Source organism: Methylobacterium tardum, from assembly GCF_023546765.1.
Lineage (GTDB): Bacteria > Pseudomonadota > Alphaproteobacteria > Rhizobiales > Beijerinckiaceae > Methylobacterium > Methylobacterium tardum.
In genome coordinates this window covers 4,219,466-4,242,146 of record NZ_CP097484.1, presented here as the reverse complement: position 1 = coordinate 4,242,146, position 22,681 = coordinate 4,219,466, and the positions used below count along the sequence as shown (strand labels likewise).

The following is a 22,681-nucleotide window of genomic DNA, read 5'->3' as shown; positions in this document are numbered from 1 at the left end:
GGGTGCGGCACGGTCAACGTCCGCGGCACCACCGAGGCGCTCCGCGTGTTGTCGGCCATGATCCGCACCTCGGCCCTCCGCTTGGCCCTCCTCTCCGTCGCCCTGACCGGTCCGGCGCTCGCCGCCGAGCCGCTGGCACCCGCCGGGGCACCCGCGAGCGCCTTCCCCAAGCCCGACCGGCCCGTGGCCGAGATCGTCGCGCCGCGCTGGTCCTCGGAGGCAGAGCGCGACAAGGCCGGCGAGTTCGCCGAGGTCGCCAAGGGCATGGGCATCGCGCCCGGCGAAACCGTGGCCGATGTCGGCGCCGGCAGCGGCTACTACGTGGTCCGCCTGAGCCCGCTTGTCGGTCCGGGCGGCCGGGTGCTGGCCGAGGACGTGACCCCGGATTACCTGGCAGCCCTGGAAAAGCGCGTGCGTGGCCTCGGCAACGTCACATTGGTGCGGGGCGAGCCGCATGATCCGCGCCTGCCCCCGGAATCCGTGGACGCGGCGATCCTCGTGCACATGTACCACGAGATCACCCAGCCCTTCGGCCTGCTGTACAACCCGGCTTCGGCGATGCGTCCGGGCGGGCGCGTCGGCATCGCCGACGCGGACGACATTCCGTCCCGCCACGGCACCCCGCCGGCCCTCCTGCGCTGCGAGCTGTCTGCGGCCGGCTATCGGGAGACCGGCTTCCAGCCCTTGAAGGGTGGCGCCTATCTCGCGGTCTTCGCGGCGCCCGCGCCGGACGCGCGCCCGAAGCCGGACTCGATCCGCCCTTGCCGAGATTCCGCAACCGCGCGGTAGTGCCTCTCCGGGATCGAGCGCCGCGAGCCGCTTCCGACGAAAACGGCGCCGGCCTGCTCGGCCGGCGCCAGTCGGAGGCCACCACGAGACGGCGCGGGGAGGGGCCCCGCGCCGGGAGAGACCGGCCTCAGCCGGCGTTCTTGCTGAGCGAGACCGCGACGAACCGGGTCTGCCCCTTGCCGCTCTTCACCCGCATCAGCACGGCCTTGCGCCCGCTGGACTCCGCCGCCCGGATCTGTGCGGCCACGTCCGCCGGCCGGGACACGCTCTGGCCGCCGACGTCGAGGATCACGTCGCCCGTCTCGATGCCCTTGGCGGCCGCCGGCCCGTCCGGATCGACCTGCACCACCGCGACGCCCTGGTCGGACAGGCCGACCTCGCCGGCCGGCGCGAGCTGGAGGCCGAGCCGCGGCTGGCCGTTGCCGGTATCGTCATCGCGACTCGCGACCTTGGTGCCGTCGGTCGGCATGGTGCCCAGCGTCACCGTGGCGACGTCCGACTTGCCGCCGCGCAGGTAGCTGAGCTCGACCTTGGCGCCGGGCTTCATGCCGGCGATCTTGCGCGACAGCTCGCGGGCGCTGTCCACCGTGTCGCCGTTGACCTTCTCGATCACGTCGCCCGACTTGAGGCCGGCCTTCGCCGCCGGGGTGCCGCTCTCGGCGTGGTCAACGAGGGCGCCCTTGGCCTTGTCGAGGCCGAGACCCTCGGCGATGTCCTGCGTCACCGGCTGGATCTGGACGCCGAGATAGCCGCGGGCGACCTTGCCGTCGGTGCGGAGCTGCTCGACCACCGCCTGCACGGTCTCGGCCGGGATCGCGAAGGCGAGGCCGACGCTGCCGCCCGACGGAGACGCGATGGCGGTGTTCACGCCGACCACCTCGCCGTTGACGTTGAAGGTCGGGCCGCCGGAATTGCCCTTGTTGATCGGGGCATCGATCTGCAGGAAGTCGTCGTAGGGGCCGGCGCCGATGTCGCGGCCGCGGGCCGAGACGATGCCGGCGGTGACGGTGCCGCCGAGGCCGAACGGGTTGCCGATCGCCACGACCCAGTCGCCGACCTGCGGCGCGGTCTTGCCGAACTGCACGTAGGGGAAGTTCGAGCCCTCGTTGATCTTCAGGAGCGCGACGTCGGTCTTCGAATCCTTGCCGATGACCTTCGCGTCGAGCGTCCGGCCGTCGTCCAGGGTCACCTGCACGGTCTTGGCATGGTCGACCACGTGGTTGTTGGTCACCACGTAGCCGTCGGCCGAGATGATGAAGCCGGAGCCGACCGCGCCGCGCGGGCCCTGGTGCTGCGGCTGCATCCCGCCCGGGCCGTTCTGGCCGAAGCGCTTGAAGAACTCGCGCAGCTGCGGCGGCACGTTCTGGAGGTTGCGGCCCTGGCCAGGGCCGTCATCGTCGTCGCTGCTCGCCGAATCGCCGAGCTTCACCTTCACCGAGACGACGCCCGGCTTCACCTTGTTGACGATGCCGGCGAAGGAGCCCGGCGGGTGCTCGGGGGCCTCGATCGGGGATTTCGGAAGGGCCTGCGCGTAGGCCGGGGTGGCGGACGGCAGGTAGCCGCTGCCAAGGGCGCCGCCGGCGATCAGAGCGGCGGCGGCCACGGAGGCGAGGGCGCGGCGCGAGGTGCGGCCGGAAGGACGGGTCTCGGTCATGGGGGTCTGAAACCTCTCGGGACTGATCGGGACGACGCCGGCTGGCGCGGCGGTCGATGGGATCTGTCTAGAGGGCGGCCCCTGACCCGGGCGTGGCGGTCACATTACGGTTTCGACAGGTGCGGGGCGGCCAATCGCGACGACGCCGTGCGGCGTGGGAAACGTCGCTGGCTTGTGCCGCGTGTCACCGCGCTTCCGCAGCGTCGATCCATAATCCCACCGCGTTCGGCAGCGGCCGATACTTTCGGATCCGCAGGATGCCAGCGTACAGGCGGAGGGGTACAATCATGAGGACACTGTTCGCGGCCGCCGTGTTCTTCGGATCGACTGTCGGGGCGACGGCTGTCGAATCGGACACGGATTACCGCGACTATTTCGACGCCACGCCGGCCTTCGCGGTGCCGGTCGCGCGGAGCAATGCCAGGACGACCTACGGCGTCGATACGCGCCGCCACGATGAGGGTCGTGGCGCCAAGACGTCAGCCAACCCGAAGCCCGGGTACTGGAATCAGGCCGGCGGGTATGTTCCGCCGGACTACACCACGCATCCGCGTGTTGCGTCACAGAATGACTTCCGGAGACCCAGCGCCATGGCGTCCGGCAGTTGGGGGGCGCCGAAGGCGTTCACTGGCGCCCTCGGCACCCACCGGTGACGCTCAGTCCCCGCTCAGGCGCGCCAGCGCCTCCTCGATCTTCACGAGCCGCGCCGCCTCGCTCTCCCGGCGCTCGCGGTTCTCCTCGATGATCTCCTCCGGTGCGCGGGCGACGAAATCGGCGTTGCCGAGCTTGGCGTCGATCTTCTTGATCTCGCCCTCCGCCTTGCCCTGCTCCTTCTTCAGGCGCGCGACCTCGGCGGCGAGATCGACAACGCCTTCCAGGGGAAGGGCGGCGACGCTGCCGCGCACCAGAAGCTGAACCGAGTTCTTCGGCGGCGTGTCCGCGAAGGTGATCTCCGACAGCCGGGCGAGGCGCAGCAGCGTGTCGCGCCATGCCTCGACCCGCGCCCGGATCTCCTGGGCGGCGCCGACCATCACGAGCGGGATCTGCGCGCCGGCCGGCACATTGGTCTCGGACCGCGCCGAGCGGATCTGGCTGACGAGATCGACCACGAAGCCGACCTCGGCCTCCGCGGCCGCATCGGCGAGACCGCCGAGGTCCGGCCAGGCGGCGAGGGTCAGGAGGCCGCGCTCCGGCAGGGCGGCGCCCTTGATCGCCCACAGCTCCTCGGTGAGGAATGGCATGAACGGGTGCAGGAGCTTGGCGACCTGATCGATCAGGAACGCCACGCTCGCCTGCGTCTCGGCCCGGATCGCGGGATCGACATTCTCGCCCTGAAGCACGGGCTTGGCGAGTTCGAGGTACCAATCGCAGAAGATGTTCCAGACGAAGCGGTAGGCGGCGCCCGCCGCGTCGTTGAAGCGGAAGGCTTCCAGCGCCGCCGTCACCTCATCGACCGCGCGGGCGGCCTCGGTGAGCGCCCAACGGTTGATGGCGCCGGTGGCGGAGCGCGGGTCGAAGGCCGGATCCAGGCCGCAGCCGTTCAGCTCGGCGAAGCGGGCGGCGTTCCAGAGCTTGGTCGCGAAGTTGCGGTAGCTCTGGACCCGGTCGGTGGACAGCTTGATGTCGCGGCCCTGGACCGCCAGCGCGCAGAGGGTGAAGCGCAGGACGTCGGCGCCGACCTGATCGATCAGCTGCAGGGGATCGACGACGTTGCCCTTCGACTTCGACATCTTCGCGCCCGACGCGTCCCGCACCAGGGTGTGCAGGTAGACCGTGTCGAACGGCGCCCGGTCGGTGAGGTGCAGGCCCATCATCATCATCCGGGCGACCCAGAAGAACAGGATGTCCTTGCCGGTCACCAGGGTGTTGGTCGGGTAGAAGCGCGTCAGCTCCGGGGTCGAATCCGGCCAGCCGAGCGTCGAGAACGGCCAGAGCGCCGAGGAGAACCACGTGTCGAGGACGTCCTCGTCGCGGGTCAGCGCCACGGATCGGCCGTGCTTGGCCGCGGCCGCAGCCAGCGCCTCGGCCTCGCTCTCGGCGACGAAGATGCCGCCCTCCGCGTCGTACCAGACCGGGATCTGGTGGCCCCACCAGAGCTGGCGCGAGACGCACCAGGGCTCGATGTTGGTGAGCCACTGGAAGAACGTCTTCTCGTAATTCTCGGGGACGAACTTGGTCTGTCCGTCGCGCACCGCCTGCAGAGCGCGTTCGGCCAGCGGCTTGACGTTCACATACCACTGGTCGGTCAGGTACGGCTCGATGACGACGCCCGAGCGGTCGCCGTGCGGGACCGCATGGGTGTTCGGCTCGATCGTGCGCAGGCGCTCGCGCGCCTCCATCAGGGCGACAACCTCCTTGCGCGCCTGCGCCCGGTCGAGGCCGTGGAGCGCCAGGGCCTCCGGCTCGGGCGAGGTCCCGTCGAGGAAGGCCGCGTTGCCGTCGAGCAGCATCCGGCCCTCGGGATCGAGCACGTTGATCAGGCCGAGCCCGTGGCGCCGACCGACCTCGAAGTCGTTGAAGTCGTGGGCCGGGGTGATCTTGACCGCGCCGGTGCCCTTCTCGGGATCGGAATACTCATCGGCGACGATCGGGATCAGGCGGCCGACCAGGGGCAGGCGCACGCGCTTGCCGACGAGCGCCCGGTAGCGCTCGTCCTCGGGATGGACCGCGATGCCGGTATCGCCCAGCATCGTCTCGGGGCGGGTCGTCGCCACCGTGATGATCTCGCCGGTCTCACGGCCGGCCTCGTCCACGACCGGGTAGTCGAAGTGCCAGAGATGGCCCTTGGTCTCGATCTGCTGGACCTCCAGATCCGAGATCGCGGTCTGGAATTTTGGGTCCCAGTTCACCAGCCGCTTGTCGCGGTAGATCAGGCCCTGGCGGTGCAGGTCGACGAAGGTCTTGAGCACGGCGCGGCTCAGGCCCTCGTCCATGGTGAAGCGCTCCCGCGACCAGTCGCAGGAGGCACCAAGACGCTTGAGCTGGTTGACGATGGCGCCGCCGGATTCCGCCTTCCAGGCCCAGACCTTCTCGACGAAGGCCGCGCGGCCGATCTCACGTCGGCCGGGCTCCCGGGCCTCGGCCATGCGCCGCTCGACCACCATCTGCGTCGCGATCCCGGCGTGATCGGTCCCGGGCTGCCACAGCACGTCCTTGCCGCGCATGCGCTCGAAGCGGCAAAGGACGTCCTGCAGGGTGTTGTTAAGGGCGTGGCCCATGTGCAGCGAGCCCGTCACGTTCGGCGGCGGGATCACGATGCAGTACGGCGGGGCCCCAGCGCGCTCGGGCCGGCCGGCGCGGAAGGCGTCAGCCTCGACCCAGGCTGCGGAGATCCGCGCCTCGACGGAGGCGGGCTCGAAGGTCTTGTCCATCATCGCGGGTACGGGCGGGCGCTTGTCCAAACGGGGTTGGACCCGCTTTCGACCGTCACGCCGCTCCCGTCAACACGCGGCCCGGCCGCCCCTGGGCTCTGCGACGCGTGTGGCATCGAGGATGTGCCATGCCCCCGACGACGAGCCCGTCGTTCCGGGACTGCGCAGCAGGGCGCGGAACCCAGACCCCCATCGGGTGCCCGTGCTTGGTGCCTCGGCGGCTCTGGATCCCGGGTTCCGCCATGCGGACCCGGGATGACGGTGAGCGGCGATTTCGGTCGGCTCGATCGGCTCGAGGACCCGGGGATCCCGCGCCGCCGCCGCGGCGTGAGACTCAGCGACCGCGCGAGACCCGCTCGATCTCGGCCCGCACCAGACGCTCGACCACGGCCGGCAGGTTGTCGTCGAGCCAGGATTTCAGCATCGGCCGGAGCATCTCCTTGACGAGATCCTCCAGCGTCCGGGCGTTCTGCGTCAGCACCGTGTGGGCCAGCAGGTTGAACGCGCCGCTGACGCTGGCGTCGGTGGCCGGCGAGACGAGGGCCTCGGGCTCCGGCTCCGGCCGTGCGGCCTGGAACACCGGCTGCGGCGGTGGTGGTGGCGGAGGTGCCGGGGGCTCCGGGATCGGCTCCGGCTCCAGGGCGACCGGCTCGTCGAAATCGATCGCGTCGAAATCGATCATCGCCGGTTCGGGCTCCGACGCGACGGCGCGCGGACGGACGACCGGTTCAGCGACCTCCGCGAGATCGAGCACGTCGTCGGGCTCGGGCGCCGGGGCGACCTCGGCCGGCTTGGTCGCCTGATCGTCGGCGATGATCCTCCGGATCGACGCCAGGATCTCTTCCATCGAAGGCTCGTGCGCCTTGTCGGCAGCCTTGTCCTGGAAATTCGTGTCCGGGATCTTGGGGCTTGCTGCACTCATCGGCAGGCGCACTCGGGCATGGGAGACTGGAAAGCGGCCCGAACGGGCCGGTGTTCAATCAGTATTCCATGCCATTTCGTTGCGGCAAGCGCGCCAGCACCACACTCCCCGTGGAAAAGACCTCAGCGCCCGTCCGGCGTGCGCAGGCCGAACCACAGATCCTTGACCTGATCGTAGTGGACCTTGGCGCTGTAGTACTCGACCGGCAGGGCGGTGAACCGGGCCGTCAGCTGACCGATCGCCTGAACCACCCCGTAGGAGAAGATCACGCGATCGCGCTGGGCGACGATCAGGTTCACGCGCGAGGTGAGGAGCTCCTGCTGCGCGTTGAGCACGTCGAGGGTCGTGCGCTGGCCGACGCGCGCTTCCTCGCGCACGCCGTTCAGCGCCACCTCGTTGGCCTGGACCTGGGCCTGCGCCGCGATGACCTGCGCCTTCGCGGCCTCGAGCCGGCCCCAGAAATCGACGATCTGCGCCCGGACCTGGTCGCGCGCCTGGTCGACCTGAATGCGGTTCTGGCCGACCGTCTCCTTGGCCTGGCGGATCGACGCGTAGACCTGGCCGCCCTCGTAGATCGGGATATTCACCCGACCGCCCACGAATCCGATGAAGAAGCTCTGGTTCGGGCCGCTCTGATCGTAGCTCTGGGTCAGCGAGCCCTGCAGGCTGACGCTCGGCGCGAGCTGCCCCTCCAGCACCTTGACCTGTGCCTCGGCCGCATCGACGGCGTGGATCGCCGACACGATCTGCGGATGATCGCGCAGGCCGATGGCGATGGCCGCGTCCAGACTTGGCGGGACGAACCGGTCGAGCGGCCGGCCCGGTGCCAGCTGGCGCGGCTCCACGCCGATGTTCTGCCGATAGATGCCGATGCTGGTGCGCAGGGCTGATTCGGCGGCGCTGACCTGCGAGCGCGCGCCGGCGAGGCGGGCCTCCGCCTGCGCGACGTCGGTTCGCGTGACTTCGCCCACGTTGAACCGGTCGCGGGTCTGGCGAAGCTGCTCTTCCAGAACCTCGACGTTGTTCCGATTGAGCTCCAGCGTGGCCGTGTTGCTCAGCACGTTCATGTAGGACTGAACGGCGTTGTAGAGGACCGTCAGCTCCGTGAAGCGCAGGATCTCGCGCTGGCTGTAGACGGTCGACTCGGCACGCCGCGTCTGGTTGTCGGTCTGGAAGCCGTTGAACAGCGTCTGCGTGACGGTCAGGCCCGCGCTGGCCGGCAGATAAGTCTGCCCGACCGTCCGCCGCGACGTGATGGTCTGGGCGGCCGCCTCGGTCGAGGTTGCCGTCGATCCGATCGACTGACCGGGCTGACTGGCTGCGTTCGACGTCGCGCCGGAGGTCAGGCCCGCGCCACCGGCACCGCCGGCGCCGATTCCCGTGCTGGTCCCGAGCCCGGAGCCGAGCCCGGTCGTGGTGCCGAGGGTGGAGCCAGCCCCGGCCGTGCCCCCCAGAAGCGATCCGGCGCTGGAGGTCCCCGCCGCCGTTGCCGCGGCCGTCGCCGAGCCGCCGGCCGAGGAGACGGCGCTGGCGCTGGTGGTCTGCAGGTACTGAACGCCGATCGAGGCGCCGACATTGACTTGCGGCCGGTAGCCGGACTGCGCGATCGCGACGTTCTCGTCGATCGCGCGCACGCCGGCACGGCTCGCGTTGAGGCTCGGGTTGCCCTGATAGGCCTTCGCGAGTGCGCTCTCCAACGTCTCGGCGGTGGCCGGAGCCGTTGCCAAGATCGCGAGCCCGGACGCCACCATTCCGACCCCGCGGAATGGTGGGCGACTCGCTGGCGGACGTCGTTTCACGATGAACAAGCCCTTCCGGCCTCTTCCGATCCGGATGTCTGCGACGAAAACAGCCAAGGTATGGCGTTCCGTTGGGATCCGATTAAGCCCACCCCACCGTCACGCTTAACGCAAATCGAGCGTCTTGGCTCGCGTCGGCTGTGCCATGGCCTCGGAAAGTGGGCGGTTGGGGCATTAAGGTGACAGGTCTCCGACGGGGCGCCACGCCGCCCTTTTGCGGCAGCGAGCGACCCCACGAAAACGCCTTTTCGGTGGCGACACGCGGCGTCACAGGCTGCGCCGTGCGATGGAGGCCGGGCCTGGCGCGCATCCGGATGCGCCACGCTCCGGCACCCGCACAAATCCGCAAGCGGCATCGATGCGCGGTTCAATAGCGATCCTCGGCAGGCACCCCGGCGCCCGGCTCGGCCTCGGGGGCTTCGCTCGGGCGCGCCGATTCTGCGCGCCGGGCGGGGTCTCGCCGCCCGCACCGGCGTCGGGGGCACCTTCGGCTTCGCGATCGTCCCGGGCGGTCCCATCTTGCCGGGCGGCCCAGGCGGTCCCGGCGGTCCGTGCGGCCCCGGCGGCCCTTGCAGGCCGCGGGGGCCGGGCGCGCCTGCCGGACCCGCCGGGCCGATCTCGCCCGCCGGTCCGGGCGCGCCTGCCGGACCCGCCGGACCGACTGCCCCGACCGGGCCGGGGGCGCCTGCCGGACCCGCCGGGCCCACCGGACCGATCCCCCCAGCCGGGCCCGCCGGTCCAGGATCGCCGCGCGCACCGTCTGCCCCGGGCGGTCCGGGAGGACCCATGGCGCCCGGCTCGCCTCTGGGACCGGCCTCTCCTCGCTCCCCGCGCGGCCCCGCCGGGCCGACGAGGCCGGCCGCCTGCGGCCCCATCTGGCCACAGCCGGCGACGACGACGCCGCGGGACTGCCGCGGGGTGCGCAGCGTCGCGATGCAAGTGGCCGGATGGTAGACGATGCGGAACTCGAAGTAGCCGCGGCTGTCTGTTCGCTGCGGAAACCCGTCGTCCAGAGTAATCTCTGTGTCGGGATCGTCGGCATACCCGATGATCCAGAGGTCCCCACCGGTTATCTTCGCGGCCTCGATGCGCATCTCGGCCTGCGCTGGGACAGGACAGGTGGCCGATGCGATCATCAGGGAATAAAGGGCGCGGCGCGTGCGCAAGGCGCGCATGACGAGTCCTGCAATCGGTCCGGCAGTCGCACTGCCGTCGGGCTTGATTAAGCAGTCCCTTGCGGACGAAATGCAATGTGAAAAAAGCGCATCTCGCGGCTTATAGATACATATTCGATATTCGGCTGGGGAATTAGCCCTATCTTTGATGCGAACACATAAGGGGTGTATGCCGCACGCCCGCGGCGCGGACAGCAACGCCGCCGCGATGCTGACGGACGGGTCAGGCGGCCAACCCGGCCCTCAGCCTGGTCCCGATCAGTCTCGGCGCGATCGGGCGGCGTTCAGGCCGCCTCGGTCTGTGCGATGAGCAGCGTGTTCTCCAAGGCGTGCACCGGCATCGGTCGGCCGAGATGATAGCCCTGGAGGAAAGGGCAACCCATCGCCTGCAGGATGCGGAGATCCTCGGCCGATTCGACGCCCTCGGCGACGACCTCGAGCCCGAGCAGCCGGCCGAGGCCGAGCACGGCGAGCACCAAGCCGTGCTTGTCCTCGCAGGTCCCGAGCCCGGTGACGAAGCTCCGGTCGATCTTGATCCGGTCGGCCCGGAGCTGGCGCAGGGACGAGAGCGACGAGTAGCCGATGCCGAAATCGTCCAGGGCCACCCGGATGCCGGCCCGCGACAGGGCCTGCAGCTTGCCCTGGACCGCGCCGATATCAAGCGCGGTCTCCTCGGTGATCTCGATCTCCAGCATGGCGGGCGGCAGGTCGAGCAGGCTCAGCCGGCCGATGACGATCTCGTCCACCGGAACCTGCGCCATCTCCCGGGGTGAGACGTTCATCGCCACGCGGACGGTGCCCAGTCCCCGGCTGCGCAGGATCTGCATCATCGCGCAGACCTGCTCGAGGATGGCGCGGAGCAGCGATTCGGTCAGGCCGACCGAGGCGGCCGCGGCGATCAGGTCCGGCGGCGCGATCCAGCCGAGCCGGGGATGCTGCCAGCGCACCAGGGCTTCCAACCCCACCAGCGTATGAGCATCCAGGGCGTAGATCGGCTGGAACCACACCTCCAGGGCGTTCTCGGCCAGGGCCTGAGAGAGGTCGCGCTCCAGGTCGCGGCGCATCTGCAGGCGGTCGCGCAAGCCGGCATCGAAGGTGCGGAACTGGCTCTGACCGGACGCCTTCGCGGCATACAGCGCCTCGTCGGCGCAGCTCAGCATCTCCGTCAGGCTCGGCTCGGGTCCGGCATGGATGCCGATGCTGACCCCGAGCCGGCCCGCATCGAAGCCGGCGAACGGCAGGCCGACCGCCGCGATGAGGCGCTCCGCCAGCACGTCGTGGGGCGTCCCGGACGCGGCGTGATCGTACAGCACCGCGAACTCGTCGCCGCCGAGGCGGGCGGAGAGGGCGGTTTCCGGCGCTGCGGCGCGCAACCGGCGGGCGACCTCGATCAGCACATGGTCGCCGGCCTTGTGCCCGTAGCCGTCGTTGACGAACTTGAAGCCGTCGAGGTCGAGCAGCAGCAGGCTCTGCGCGCCGGCCGCGAGCCGGTCTTCCGCCTGCTGGATGAAGCCCGCCCGGTTCAGCAGGCCGGTGAGGTCGTCGTGGGTGGCGCGCCAGCGCATCTCATCGGCGAGGGCGCTCGCGCTCGCATGGGCCTCGGCGCGCGAGCGCGCCAGCGCGGTGGCCTCGTTCTTCAGCCGGCTCGCCGCGCGGAACCCGGCCTCGCTGCGGAAGGCGGTGTGGGTCAGGGCGAGGAAGTACAGCAGCACGCAGGCCGCCGGCAGGTCCGGTCGAAACCCCCGGCGATGAGGAGGCAGCCGGTCACCGACAGCAGCGGGAGCAGGATGAAGCTGACCGGGATGCGGGCGAAAGCCGTCCCGTGGGTCACGGCCCCGGCCGTGACGCCGCAGGTCACGCCGAGATAGAACAGCGCCTGCGCGGAGGTGTAGCCCTCGCAGAGCAGGGGCTGGCAGGCCCAGACCGAGCCGGACAGGAATGCCACGGCGATGTTGGCGTGCAGATGCCGATCGATCGAGTGCGCGGCCGCCTCGGCCATCCGCGGCGGCATGTCGGCCGTCAGGGACAAGCCGAGGCAGGGCGCACGGCAGAGCGCGATGCGCAGCAGGTTGACCCCGGTCGAGGCCGCATACCAGAGGGCTCCGGCAGAGCCGTGATCGCTTCGGAACGCGACCAGCAGGCTCGCCAGCCCGAGCAGCATGTTGACGGGGATCGCCGTCAGGACGCTGCCGCGCATGGCTTCGAGCTGGTCCCGACGGACCAACGCGTCGCGCATCAATCCCGCAGGTCCGACGCCCTCGCCGGGGCCGGATGTCTCCGGACCGGATCTCTTCTGGTCCTGAACGATCATCGCACGTCCACTGAGAGGCGCGTGAGGATCGCCAGGGAATCGTAAGATATCGTTGAAGATCGGCCGAGAAACAGAGATCTTCCTGATCTGAACCGGTCTTGCGGTTGATTGAGGCGTCAGGCCGCAAGCCATGTCAGTCCGGCTGCCGAACACCATATCGATCCACGGGCCATTGCAGGCTCCCGGACCCGTCATGGCACTGACCCGCGATCTCCTCGACATCCGGACGATCTACCACGAGCCCGCGGTCGATGCGTTTCCCGTCGGGCAGCAGATCCTCGCGCGCTATCCCGAGGCGGAGCGCATCGTGGTGCCGTCCCACTGGAACATCCCGGACCTGCACGGCAATGCCGGGTCCGTGGAGGATTGGGTTCGCATCAAGCGCTCGACGCTCGTTCTCGGCGTGAAGAAGAGCCTGACGATGCGCCCGAACGGACGCAGCGCCCATTTCATCGCGCCCTCCACCTCCAACGGCTGCGCCATGGCCTGCGCGTATTGCTACGTGCCGCGCCGCAAGGGCTTCTCGAACCCGATCTCCCTGTTCGTGAACGTCGAGCAGGCCTGCGCGGCGATCACCCGGCATGCCAAGCGGCAGGGGCCTCTGCCAGAGCCGGACGCGATCGATCCGGAGTACTGGGTCTACGACATCGGCGAGAACGGCGACCTCTCGGTCGACGCCGCCGTCAGCAGCGGCGTGCGCAGCATGGTCGAGCTGTTCCGCGCCCTGCCGAACGCGAAAGCCTCGTTCGCCACCAAGGCGGTGAATCGCGAGCTTCTGGACTACGATCCGCAGGGCAAGACGCGGATCCGCTTCTCCCTCATGCCGGCGAAGATCGCCAAGATCGTCGACGTGCGCACCGCTCCCATCCCGGAGCGGATCGCCGCCATCGATGACTTTGTCGCCGCCGGCTACGAGGTTCATGCCAATTTCTCGCCCGTGATCCTCTACGAGGGCTGGGAGGCCGACTGGCGGGCGCTGTTCGCCGAGATCGACGCAACGCTGTCGGACGCCGCCAAGGCGCAGCTCAAATGCGAGATCATCATGCTGACCCACAACGCGGATCTGCACGCCGTGAACCTGGGCTGGCATCCCCGCGCCGAGGATCTGCTCTGGCGGCCGGATATCCAGGAGGCGAAGGTCTCCGAGGGCGGCGGCACGAACCTGCGCTACCGGGCAGGCTGGAAGGGCCAGTGGCTCGCCCGGTTCAAGGCCCTGCTCGCCGAGACCATGCCGTACTGCACGGTGCGCTACGCGTTCTGAACTCCGGGGCCGCGCGCGGCGTTGGAGCGCCGGCGAAGGAGTTCGGATCCATGTCCACGCACGAGGCCTATATCCGCGAGGCGGTGGCGCTCGCCGAGTCGAATGTCGCGGCCGGGGGCTCACCCTACGGGGCGGTGATCGTGCGCGACGGTGCCGTGCTCGTGCGCGCGGCCAACACCGTGCACGCGACCAACGACCCGAGCGCCCATGCCGAGATGGTGGCGTTGCGCGAGGCGAGCCAGATCCTGGGCCGTCGCGACCTGTCCGATTGCGTGATGTACGCGAGCGGCCGCCCGTGCCCGATGTGCCATGCCGCGATGCGGCTTGCCGGCTTCAAGCAGGGCTATTTCGCCTTCTCGGCGGAGGAGGCCGAGCAATACGGAGCCGGCAGCGCCACGATCTACGCCGAATTGTGCCAACCCCTCGATGCACAGCCGATGCGGCTGAGCCAGATCCGGCCGGCCGGCGAAGCGCCCTATGCCGCGTGGCGGGCGCGCCGGGAGGCCTGACGCGTCAGTGCGTCCAGGGCGCCGTGCGGTTGAATTTGAAGTTGTCGGAGTAGGACAAGCCCTTGCGCAGGGCCGGCTTTGCCGGCTGCTCGACCCGGTAGGCGATGCCCTCGCGCTTCGCGTAGGCCACAGCCTCTTCCTCGGTGTCGAACTCCAGCCGCACCTGCTGCATCATGTCGGAGGATCCGTTCCAGCCCATGAGCGGATCGATCTCGCGCGGGCTGGTCCGGTCGAACTCCAGGATCCACTGCTTGGTCCGGGCGAGGCCCGATTGCGTGGCATCCCGAGATGGACGGAAGATCCGGGCGCTCGGCATCTGACGCGACATGCTCCTGAACGAATGGTCGGGGCGATAGGATTCGAACCTACGACCCCCTGGTCCCACTGTTCCCCCCAGGGCGGGTATCACATTAGGGACGCGGTTCGGATCGATACGCGGAAAATGCGACCTCTGTCCACAGCGTTGGCGCTGATCCAAGCTTCCCAATTTAATCTGCGACACCCATAACATATAACATCACATACCTCCCGTGATGTGGCGATGTTGCCTCACACGATTGGAGGTGTCCGCTCGCTGTGTAGCTCCTGGGAGGTCGTTGATGGCTGCAGAGCGCCCTATCGCTCCCCTTCACCACGTCGCCTGCGATTATCCGCTGGCGACGCCACATGGATCTTCCGTCCGTGTCCTCCTTACAGAGGACGGTATTTCTCAGGTGCTGTTGGACTGGTTTCTAGCGCCGAGGAACAGGCAGAAGAGCGCGAGCTGGCAGCGCGGATATACCCAAGCTTTCGGTCTATTCTATGATTTTGCGAAACAGCGCGGACATCTCTACGATGGGACAGCACAGCAACGAGAGATTCTCTCGGATTTTGCTGAGGCCCTTCTCTGCGGAACTATCCAAACCGATGGCAGTGACCCCACTGGCTTGTACTGGCCAAAAGTTTCGTTTGACGTCGCCGATGCTCACGTCAAACGTTTGACGGTGTTATCGGATTATTGTTTTGAGAATTGTGATACTGCCCAATTGAATCCTTGGTCCATAGCCGATTGGGGAAAGCGTTTAGCGCAATTTCGTGCATGGGACTTGAGTAACCGGCGGTCCCTTTTGAGGCACATCGGCGATCGGCAGGCTGCCTGGGATCGCGCAGGTCGAGTACGTGATGTCGCAATGAGGCGTCGTCCGCGTATCGACGAAACTCGGCCGCCCTACTTTCCACCCGACAAGTTTGCCGACCTAATCAGAAGGGGTTTTGTCGTACCCGGTAGACATCAGCGGAGGGCGACACATCAGAAGTTTCACGTGCGGGACATGATGATCGCGATCCTGCAGGGGGCCGGTGGGTTGCGGGAGTCGGAGCCCTTTCATCTATACCTAGACGACGTCCGGGAGGATCCGCGGTCACCCGGCTCCGCCCTTGTTCGCATTCATCACCCGAGCGAAGGGAAGTACCGCACATTCAATCCGATTGACCGGAAGTGGCACGTGATCAGCCGCGAGGAGTTCTTGCGCGCACAAGGTCTCTGCCCGCGTCACAAGTCCGGCTCGAAGCACCTCTTTGCCGGATGGAAGGATCCTCTCCTCGTAAGAGAGAAATCCGGTGACTTCTACCTAGAGGTTCAATGGTTCCCTACTTGGTGGGGCAAAGTCTTTTGGGGGTTATACAGATCCTATGTCAGTGATGTAAGGCCACCGACGTCCAGCCCTTTTCTATTCGTTACCCACGAGGGGCGCGGCGCTGGCAGTCCGTATAAGATCAAGCAGTATAACAAGAAATTAGCCAGGGCCGTAAAGTCCGTGGGCATAAAGCCAGTTAAGGAGACCGGGGGTACGTCGCACGGGCTGCGGCACCATTACGGTCAAATATTGACCGACGCGGACGTGCCTCAGGCCGTGATCCAGAAGGCGATGCACCACAAGTCGCCAGAGAGCACCGCGATTTACACGCGCCCGGACGCAGATAAGGTGAACCGCATTCTGAACCACGCCGTCTCGCGACAAGAGCGGATTGAGCTTCCTATACTGGCAGGGGCGTAAGCAACGATGGGATGCATCACAAGCCTGTCGCCTATCGAGGTAGCTCCTGATCTTGCGAGCGATCCGCCGCTGTTTGTTGCTGCCGATGATGTACGGCTGACCGTCATCGACCCATTCAACCCCGAGAGTGCCATAGCGGCGACAGATGCGATCGCTGCTATTCTACGACGCAAGCCAAGAGCGCGTCCGAAGGCGTTGGCGTTGCTTGCGTCCATTGCAGCAGCCTCCGACCGAGGCGAGTTCGTCGCTGCACTCGACGCCACGTATGCGTCCTTCGTGGCGCGCCGGTTCCCTCAGGCAGAGTTCGTCCTCCTCTGCCTGCATCTGTACGTACGGGGTGCGATCCTTTTCCACGCAACTTCGTGCGCGGGGGCGAGACGCTGTTCAGCCCCGTCTATAGCAATCAATCGACGCCAGTGAACGCAGTCACGGCTGCCGAGCTCGCGGCGCTTCAAGATCGCGTTAGGCGTCATGCACGCAGCAAGGCTAGCAATAACCTCGACCTGATCTCCCGTTGGGCGGTCCGCGCCGTGGTGACAGTGGGCCCCTACACCCCCGAGCTCACCATCAATGAGGACACCGCCCGTATCTTCGCTGAATTCGCTCCGAACGACGACCGTAAATATTGGGCATTCCGTGAGGCCATCTACGCTCTGAACCGAAGCGCCGGCTCGGACGGGTTCACCGGTGACATCAACGAGTTCCTCCGGCCCCGCATGGCGGCGGAGCACGCGCTTGTGTTGGATGATAAGGGCACTCGCCGCCGGCGAAGCACCCGCCGAAACGACCCAACCTTCGCTTGGTCGGTGCTCAAGGACCGCGAAGTTGAACCGTGGCGCAAGCTCCTTGAGGACTGGATCGGCAGTCGCCGGGCACGAAAGAGCCTCAGCGCAGAAATTGTGACCGGAAATCACCTGCTGGATTTCCTAATTTTGCACCCTGGCGTGACACGGGATCCTGTAGTGTTCGTGAAGGCCGACTATGCTTTGGCCGGGGGCTTCCTGACCTACATCGCGGACAAGAAGAACGACACGATCTCCAAGGCGCACGCCTTCTTCGAATTCGCCCTCGACACCCTGTGCACGGTTGAAGAGGAGGGATCCCGCTATCGTTTGAGGGGGTCGTCAACCCCGTTCCCCAGGATGCAATCCCGTCATCCCGGACATACTATGGCGGCCAGACGCACCGGCTCGCGATGCCCGTGGCCTGGGTGGCCATCCTCCAGGAGATCATCACGCGCGACCAATTCCGCTGGCCGAAGGAGACGTTCGCCGGCACGGACTGGCTGCGCGTGGCAGATCCAACGACGAAGGAGACTTCGAACGTCTGGAACCCGGTGCGCGCCTTCTTCGTGCTGCTCAAGCTCTACCTGCCACTCCGGACGCACCAAATACGGATGTTGGACAGCGGAGAGGGCGACCGCGAGGTGCTGAATGCGGCATCACGGACCTGGGTCGCGAATGACTTCGGCGTCATCCCCTCCAAGGAGGATCAGGGCGTGCTGCGCCGTATCTGGGATCCGGGGCAGACCAGCTGGTTCACTGGTATTTACGTCAACACCAACAAGACCCAGGACCGTGTCGGCGAGATAGATCGCGGCTACGTCATTCCTTGGGAAAACGAGCAGGTCATCCGGCTCGTTCTAGAACTGCGTGAATGGCAGATTCGCTACAACTCACTGACGGCCCCCACGCCCTATCGCAACATGCCGGACGCACGCCAGGCCAGCCCCGACGTGGTCGCCAGCACGCCGGCCCGCTACTATTTGTTCCGAGACGCAACCAGCGACAAGCGAGCCGTGCCCGTCACCTCGTCTCGGATGCGGAACTTCTGGATGGCCCTGTGCGCCGAGTTGGAGACGGAGCTCCAGAGGCGGGGCATCCGCAACCAGGATGGGTCAGAGATCCAGATCATCGATAGCTGGCGGGAGGAGCCCTCGGGGCCGGTCCCTGCAACCTCCATCTTCGACTTGCATGCGCTGCGTGTGACTGGCTTGACGGCGTTCGCGAAGGCAGGCGTACCCATCGAAATCCTCAGCAAGCTTGTGGCAGGTCATGCCAGCATCCTGATGACGCTCTACTATACGCGAATGGACATCGGCCACGTGAGCGACGTCCTCAGCAACGCAAAGGTCAGGATCGACGACCAGGCGCAAGTCGAGATGGCGTCGTTCATCAAGGCATTATCGGTCAACGAGCTTTCGCTTCGGACAGCTTTTAACTCCGTGCAAGGTCTGGAAACGGCGAAGAAGACGCAGCCGGCCATCTGGCAGTGGATGGACCACGGCATCTGCCCGAACGGGCGTACCCGGTGCCACGAGGGAGGCGAGCCGGTCGCCGACCAGCGCGACCGCAAGCACTACGGCCCAGTTCGGGGAGGCGTCGGCAATTGCGCCCTTTGCCGGTTCTTCGTCACGGGCCACCAGTTCCTGCCGGGCCTGGTCGCGAAGCTCAACGAGGCCAGCTTCGGGGCGGCAGAGTGGTCGAAGGCGTGGCGCTCCCGCACCCAGATCGAGCAGAGGCTCAGGGGCGAGCGCATCGCGGCCGAGGACGCGGGCGACACGCCGCGCCCGGAGCAGGACGCGGAACTGGTCAGGGCCGCGAGCGCCGCCGAGGACGCGATGCGCGAGCTGGACGTCTGCGCCGAAACGATGCACGCCTACCACAACTTGGTGGAGCAAGCGGTGGCCATCGCACGTCGTGAGGGGACCGTCGGCGACGGCACGACGCCGACGGGACCGGCACTCATCGTCAACGCGCCCGAGGGGGCCGGGATCGGCATCGACTATGTCGAGGTGCCCGAGTTCGAGCTCGTCGACGAGATCTGCCGGACGGCGCGCTTCTACCATTCCATCAACTGGTCGACAGCCAACCTAAGGCGGAAGGAGATCTTCAATCGCATGCTGATGCGTAATGGGCTGGAGCCGGTCTACGTCGGCCTCTCAGACGAGGTCAGCAAGGCGGCCCTCGACGCCGCCTCCGACCTGCTGCGGAGGCGGATGTCGCGCGACAAGATCGGTCAGCTCATGAGCGGCGAGGCACGCCTGAAGGAACTCGGCCTGCTAGAGGAGACGGTTTCCTTGATCGAGCAGCAGATCGGTCGTCCTGTACAGCGCGCGGTGATGATCGAGGCTCCGAGTGCCCGCCCGGCACTGGCACGCCCGGCGCTCCTGAAAGCCTGAACGTGGCGCAGCCTTCCATCATCCCCGTGATCCTCTCCGCGCTGGAGCCGTACCTCGATGCGATCGAGGCCGAATGGCAGGCGACACCGGCCGCCCAGCGGGTCCCGACGCTGCCTCACCTCCCGGACGGGAAGGTCAACGTGCGGCAGCTCGTCCGCGATCTCATCGACCGCGAAGCTGCCGAGGTGGAGGTTGTCGGCCGGGGGGCCCGAGTGCTGGAAAGCCACCAGCAGCACTTCTTCACCAAGCCCGAGTTGTCGGGCCCGGTGAACGTCGTTGCGAAGGCACAAGGTCTCAAGCCTATCGGCAGCAGGGCCCTCTCGGATGCAGAGGATGGCGCGGTGCGCCGGCGGCTCGCCGAGGGACGCTCCGAGGCAAAGCGGCAGGCAGAAGGGCACCTCGAAGCCCGGGCGCAGCTCGCGGACATGGCGCGGCGGAACGCGGCCTTGGAGGCCGAAAATGCCAATCTCAGGAACAGACTGCAGCACCTCCAGCGTACCGGAAGCCTCCTGCGCACGGACCCCGTCCGATGAACGGGCCCGAAGCGGAGGCCACGCTCGAAGGCGTGGTCGCGTCCGTACTCAGCGAACTTCCAAGTGGCGTCATCTTCTCGCTTCGCCTCGCGAAGGGCGAGGTCATTCGCGTCGTGGTGACCGGCCACGGTGTCGAGCCGGAGGTCGGAGCCTCCTGGCAGATCGCCGGTCGGTGGCGGAGCCATGCCGCGCACGGGTGGCAGCTGCATGCGCCCTCGGCAACCTGCCGCCGCATCCCTCCACGGGACGCGCTGGTGGTGTCCTGGCTGTGCACCCTGCCGGGCCTAGGCCCCGCAAGGGCACGCCGCTTGGCCGAGCGCTACGGCCGCGACTTGGGTCTGGTCCTTTCGGGGGAGCCCCGGTCGAGGAGATCGCCGCGACCCTCGATCCCAACCGGCCTCATCTCGCCGCCCGCATCGCTGCCAACATCAACATGAGCTGGCAGACGCTCATGGGCGAGTACACAACGACGGCGTGGCTGGATCAGCAAGGCATCGAGGATGCCAGGGCCGCCCGGACCATCGTATCGCTGATGGGGGCTCAGGCTCCCGAGATCCTTCAGGCTAACCCGTACGTCCTCGCCGGCGTCCTTCCGTGGAGGAGGGTCGACAACGTAGGTCGGCGCATCCTGGCTAACCGCAACCATGGAGCGGATGTCGATCTCGCGCCCGAAAGGCTCGTCGGGGCCGTGGATGCCACGATGCGCCACGTCGTGGCCAAGGGCGATACGGCCGCACCCAAGGCGGCCTTCATTGACGATGTCATCAAGCGTCTGGGCTGCGACCCCACGCCCGAACTAGCCGAGGCCGTCGTCGCGGTTGCCGTTAGGAACCGGGCAGTGGTCGACGGGGGCGAGGTGTGGCGCTCGCCTGGCTGTTCGCTGATGGAGGATGAGATCGCGGACCGATTCCGCAGGATGGCGCACGACATGGAGGCTCGGGGCCCGGTCATGGTGCCTGCTCCAGCGGCGCTAGACCTGAGCTTGGCGGCCTCGACTGCGGGAGGAAGGCCACTGCACCCGGAGCAGCGCGACGCCGCCTGCAAAGTCTTAGGGAACGCCCTAAGCTGCTGGTTGGTGGTGGTGGAACCGGCAAGACGAGCACCTGCCGCGCCATTGTCGAGGCGTGGGAGGGGCTCGGCGGCCGCGTCGAGATGGCCGCGTTATCCGGCAAGGCAGCCCTGCGGCTGACCGAGGGGACCGGACGCTTGGGGAGGAACTGCCGGCCGGCCCTCACAATCCATCGCCTCCTGCTCGGGCTTCGCAAGAGGCGGGACGGCGCGACCCACTGGTTGACGCCTGGAGTCAAGCCTGACGCCGCCTCGGAGTTGCCCCTGCTCGATGTGCGCACGTTGCTCGTCCTCGACGAGGCATCAATGATCGGCCTGGGCGAGATGCACCAGATCCTCGAAGCCATGCCGGCGGGCTGCCGGCTGCTCCTCGTTGGCGACCCGTTCCAGCTGCCACCGGTCAGCTTCGGGGTGTGCTTCCACCGTCTGGTCGAGGTCGAACGGATCACGGCGAGGCTGACGACTATACACCGCCAATCGGAAGCGTCGGGCATTCCGGCAGTAGCCGCCTCCGTGAGGGCCCGAAGCATGCCTGACTTGCTGCGGTTTGCGGGAGCGGCACCGGGCGTCTTCATGCTCCCCTGCGCGAGAGAGGATGTCGACGCGGCGGTGGAGGAGGTTATCAAGACCCTGGACCCGGAGGGCACCTTCGCGGAGCTGTTAGTCGTGGCCGCGCTGAACGAGCGAGGGAGCGGCTCCGTGCTGAGCCTGAACACGCGCTGCCATGACGCGCACGTCAAGCGCACCCAGGCGCAGGGCGTCAGAGGCTGGCTAGGCCAGCGGTTCGCCGCTGGCGAGCCGGTCGTGCACCTACGGAATGATTACCAGCGGGGCCTCCGCAATGGTTCCATGGGAAGGATCATCGCCGTCGGACGAGGATGGTCAAGGCCTGACGGCACGGTTCGAGGGGATCGACCGGGACATGTCGTTCGGTCGTGACCGGCTCGTTGACCTGGCGCTCGGTTATGCGGTCACCGCACATCGAGCACAGGGCAGCCAAGCGCGCCGTGTCGTGATCCCCCTCAGTGACAGCACCTGGGTCGATCCGACTTGGATCTATACGGCGCTCACCCGTGCAGAGGAACAGGCCGTATTCGTCGGCTCGCCGGGGGATCTGGCGGCGGCCCTGGGCCGCATGCCTGCCTACGAGAGGAGGATCAGCAATCTGCGCATCGACCTTGAGCAAGCTCCGATGAGTTCTGCAGCCTAGGAAGTGACGATGGACGAAGAGTTCCACCTGCCGCAGCCTTCCCCGGGGATCAAGCTGGCCGAGCAAGTCCCAGACGCCTTCGAGCCCGAAGGTGCCCTCGCCGGCTACCCGCGAACCCTGGAGCGTTACCGCGAGATCCTCTCGCGCACGTCGAGCACCACCAAGATCCGCCAACTCAGAAACCTCGCCTGGGTGCTCCTCATCCAAGCGAGCGCTCGATCTCAGGACTACCGCGTCTCGACGGTTGGCAACCGCACGGCGGCTTGCGGCGGTCCGACCGCTCAGACCATCAGGAACGCCAACGGTTCTGATTACCGAGCGCTCATCGAACTATTCGAGGGAGAGGTCGAGAAACCGAAGGCTCTGCCGGTGCCCGTCGACAAGGATGATGCTCTCCTAGCAGCCATAAACGATACGTCGGCACGAAATCAGGTTCGGCTGCTCCTCCATGACTGCGCGAGCCTCCGGAATCAGGTGAACCTTCTCAAGAACCAGATCGCGCGGGAGGCACCTCCTATCCCGACGGTGCTCAGCACGTCGGCACAGGGGCTACCTGCGACCGCGGCGGGGATGACGAAGATGTCGAGGTCGCGCCGCGATGCCATTGAGCACTTCGTCAGCGAGGCAAATATGACTACAAAGAAATGGCGTACGAACGAGCATGGTGCGTTGGTCGATGCGTTTGACATCGAGATTGCTCGCCCAGGCTTCGCCGAGGCTCTTCGTCAGGTCTTGTCCCACACTAGCTAGCCGAGAACTCTGAGCAAGGCCCTAGTAATCGCTGGTCTGTGGTTGGTGGACCCAAGGCGGCACAGGCTCAAAACGGGCGTACCCATTCTCAAGCAGGGTACTCGAACTAAAA

At 67.3% G+C, this 22,681-nt stretch carries 15 protein-coding genes and 1 pseudogene; 10 read left to right on the top strand and 6 right to left on the bottom strand.

The window, feature by feature from the left end:
- Positions 1-57: 57 nt before the first annotated feature.
- Entirely contained in the window at positions 58-789 is a 732-nt protein-coding gene (locus tag M6G65_RS20205) for a class I SAM-dependent methyltransferase (RefSeq protein ID WP_250104267.1), read from the top strand.
- Between the two features lie 127 nt (positions 790-916).
- Here the strand turns inward: M6G65_RS20205 and M6G65_RS20200 are convergent, their stop codons facing one another.
- Complete coding sequence (locus M6G65_RS20200; RefSeq protein WP_250102786.1) at positions 917-2,443, bottom strand: Do family serine endopeptidase; 1,527 nt, start codon at positions 2,441-2,443, stop codon at positions 917-919.
- Positions 2,444-2,730: 287 nt separating this feature from the next.
- On the opposite strand from M6G65_RS20200, the gene M6G65_RS20195 reads away from it, so the two are divergent.
- Entirely contained in the window at positions 2,731-3,096 is a 366-nt protein-coding gene (locus M6G65_RS20195; RefSeq protein WP_238196791.1) for a hypothetical protein, read from the top strand.
- Between the two features lie 3 nt (positions 3,097-3,099).
- Here M6G65_RS20195 and M6G65_RS20190 read toward each other — a convergent pair whose 3' ends face one another.
- The 4 genes and pseudogenes from M6G65_RS20190 to M6G65_RS20175 all read right to left on the bottom strand — a co-directional run bounded on the left by M6G65_RS20190 (position 3,100) and on the right by M6G65_RS20175 (position 11,946).
- Positions 3,100-5,817, bottom strand: a complete 2,718-nt coding sequence (locus M6G65_RS20190; protein ID WP_238196792.1) for a valine--tRNA ligase — start codon at positions 5,815-5,817, stop codon at positions 3,100-3,102.
- Between the two features lie 331 nt (positions 5,818-6,148).
- Positions 6,149-6,736 carry a PopZ family protein gene (locus tag M6G65_RS20185; RefSeq protein WP_238196793.1) on the bottom strand — a complete coding sequence of 196 codons (588 nt, stop codon included), beginning with the start codon at positions 6,734-6,736 and terminating at the stop codon, positions 6,149-6,151.
- Positions 6,737-6,858: 122 nt separating this feature from the next.
- Positions 6,859-8,487, bottom strand: coding sequence for a TolC family outer membrane protein (locus M6G65_RS20180; protein ID WP_238196794.1), 1,629 nt, complete (start codon positions 8,485-8,487; stop codon positions 6,859-6,861).
- A 1,507-nt stretch (positions 8,488-9,994) separates the two neighbouring features.
- Positions 9,995-11,946: pseudogene (locus M6G65_RS20175) on the bottom strand (putative bifunctional diguanylate cyclase/phosphodiesterase).
- 268 nt (positions 11,947-12,214) lie between these two features.
- Here M6G65_RS20175 and M6G65_RS20170 point away from each other — a divergent pair.
- Both M6G65_RS20170 and M6G65_RS20165 read left to right on the top strand, forming a co-directional pair.
- The gene (locus M6G65_RS20170; protein WP_238196796.1) at positions 12,215-13,282 is read left to right on the top strand and encodes a spore photoproduct lyase family protein; all 1,068 of its coding nucleotides are present in this window, start codon (positions 12,215-12,217) and stop codon (positions 13,280-13,282) included.
- Positions 13,283-13,332: 50 nt separating this feature from the next.
- The gene (locus M6G65_RS20165) at positions 13,333-13,791 is read left to right on the top strand and encodes a nucleoside deaminase (protein ID WP_238196797.1); all 459 of its coding nucleotides are present in this window, start codon (positions 13,333-13,335) and stop codon (positions 13,789-13,791) included.
- A 4-nt stretch (positions 13,792-13,795) separates the two neighbouring features.
- Here M6G65_RS20165 and M6G65_RS20160 read toward each other — a convergent pair whose 3' ends face one another.
- Positions 13,796-14,107 (bottom strand): ETC complex I subunit, encoded by a 312-nt coding sequence (locus M6G65_RS20160; protein WP_238196859.1) that lies wholly within the window; start codon positions 14,105-14,107, stop codon positions 13,796-13,798.
- Between the two features lie 217 nt (positions 14,108-14,324).
- Between M6G65_RS20160 and gmtY the strand changes: the two genes are divergently transcribed.
- The 6 genes from gmtY (at position 14,325) to gmtX (ending at position 22,569) form a co-directional block, all read left to right on the top strand.
- Positions 14,325-15,827, top strand: a complete 1,503-nt coding sequence (gene gmtY, locus M6G65_RS20155) for a gamma-mobile-trio recombinase GmtY (protein WP_347710504.1) — start codon at positions 14,325-14,327, stop codon at positions 15,825-15,827.
- 1,210 nt (positions 15,828-17,037) lie between these two features.
- Positions 17,038-19,008 carry a VPA1269 family protein gene (locus M6G65_RS20150; protein ID WP_430929502.1) on the top strand — a complete coding sequence of 657 codons (1,971 nt, stop codon included), beginning with the start codon at positions 17,038-17,040 and terminating at the stop codon, positions 19,006-19,008.
- Positions 19,009-19,034: 26 nt separating this feature from the next.
- Positions 19,035-19,541, top strand: coding sequence for a hypothetical protein (locus tag M6G65_RS20145; RefSeq protein ID WP_238196800.1), 507 nt, complete (start codon positions 19,035-19,037; stop codon positions 19,539-19,541).
- A gap of 906 nt (positions 19,542-20,447) precedes the next feature.
- Positions 20,448-21,548 carry an ATP-dependent DNA helicase gene (locus M6G65_RS20135; protein WP_347710502.1) on the top strand — a complete coding sequence of 367 codons (1,101 nt, stop codon included), beginning with the start codon at positions 20,448-20,450 and terminating at the stop codon, positions 21,546-21,548.
- Positions 21,532-21,819, top strand: coding sequence for an ATP-binding domain-containing protein (locus tag M6G65_RS20130; protein WP_250102784.1), 288 nt, complete (start codon positions 21,532-21,534; stop codon positions 21,817-21,819). Before M6G65_RS20135 ends, M6G65_RS20130 begins: the two co-directional genes overlap by 17 nt.
- Positions 21,820-21,828: 9 nt before the next feature.
- Positions 21,829-22,569, top strand: a complete 741-nt coding sequence (gene gmtX, locus M6G65_RS20125; protein ID WP_250102783.1) for a gamma-mobile-trio protein GmtX — start codon at positions 21,829-21,831, stop codon at positions 22,567-22,569.
- Positions 22,570-22,681: the final 112 nt, after the last annotated feature.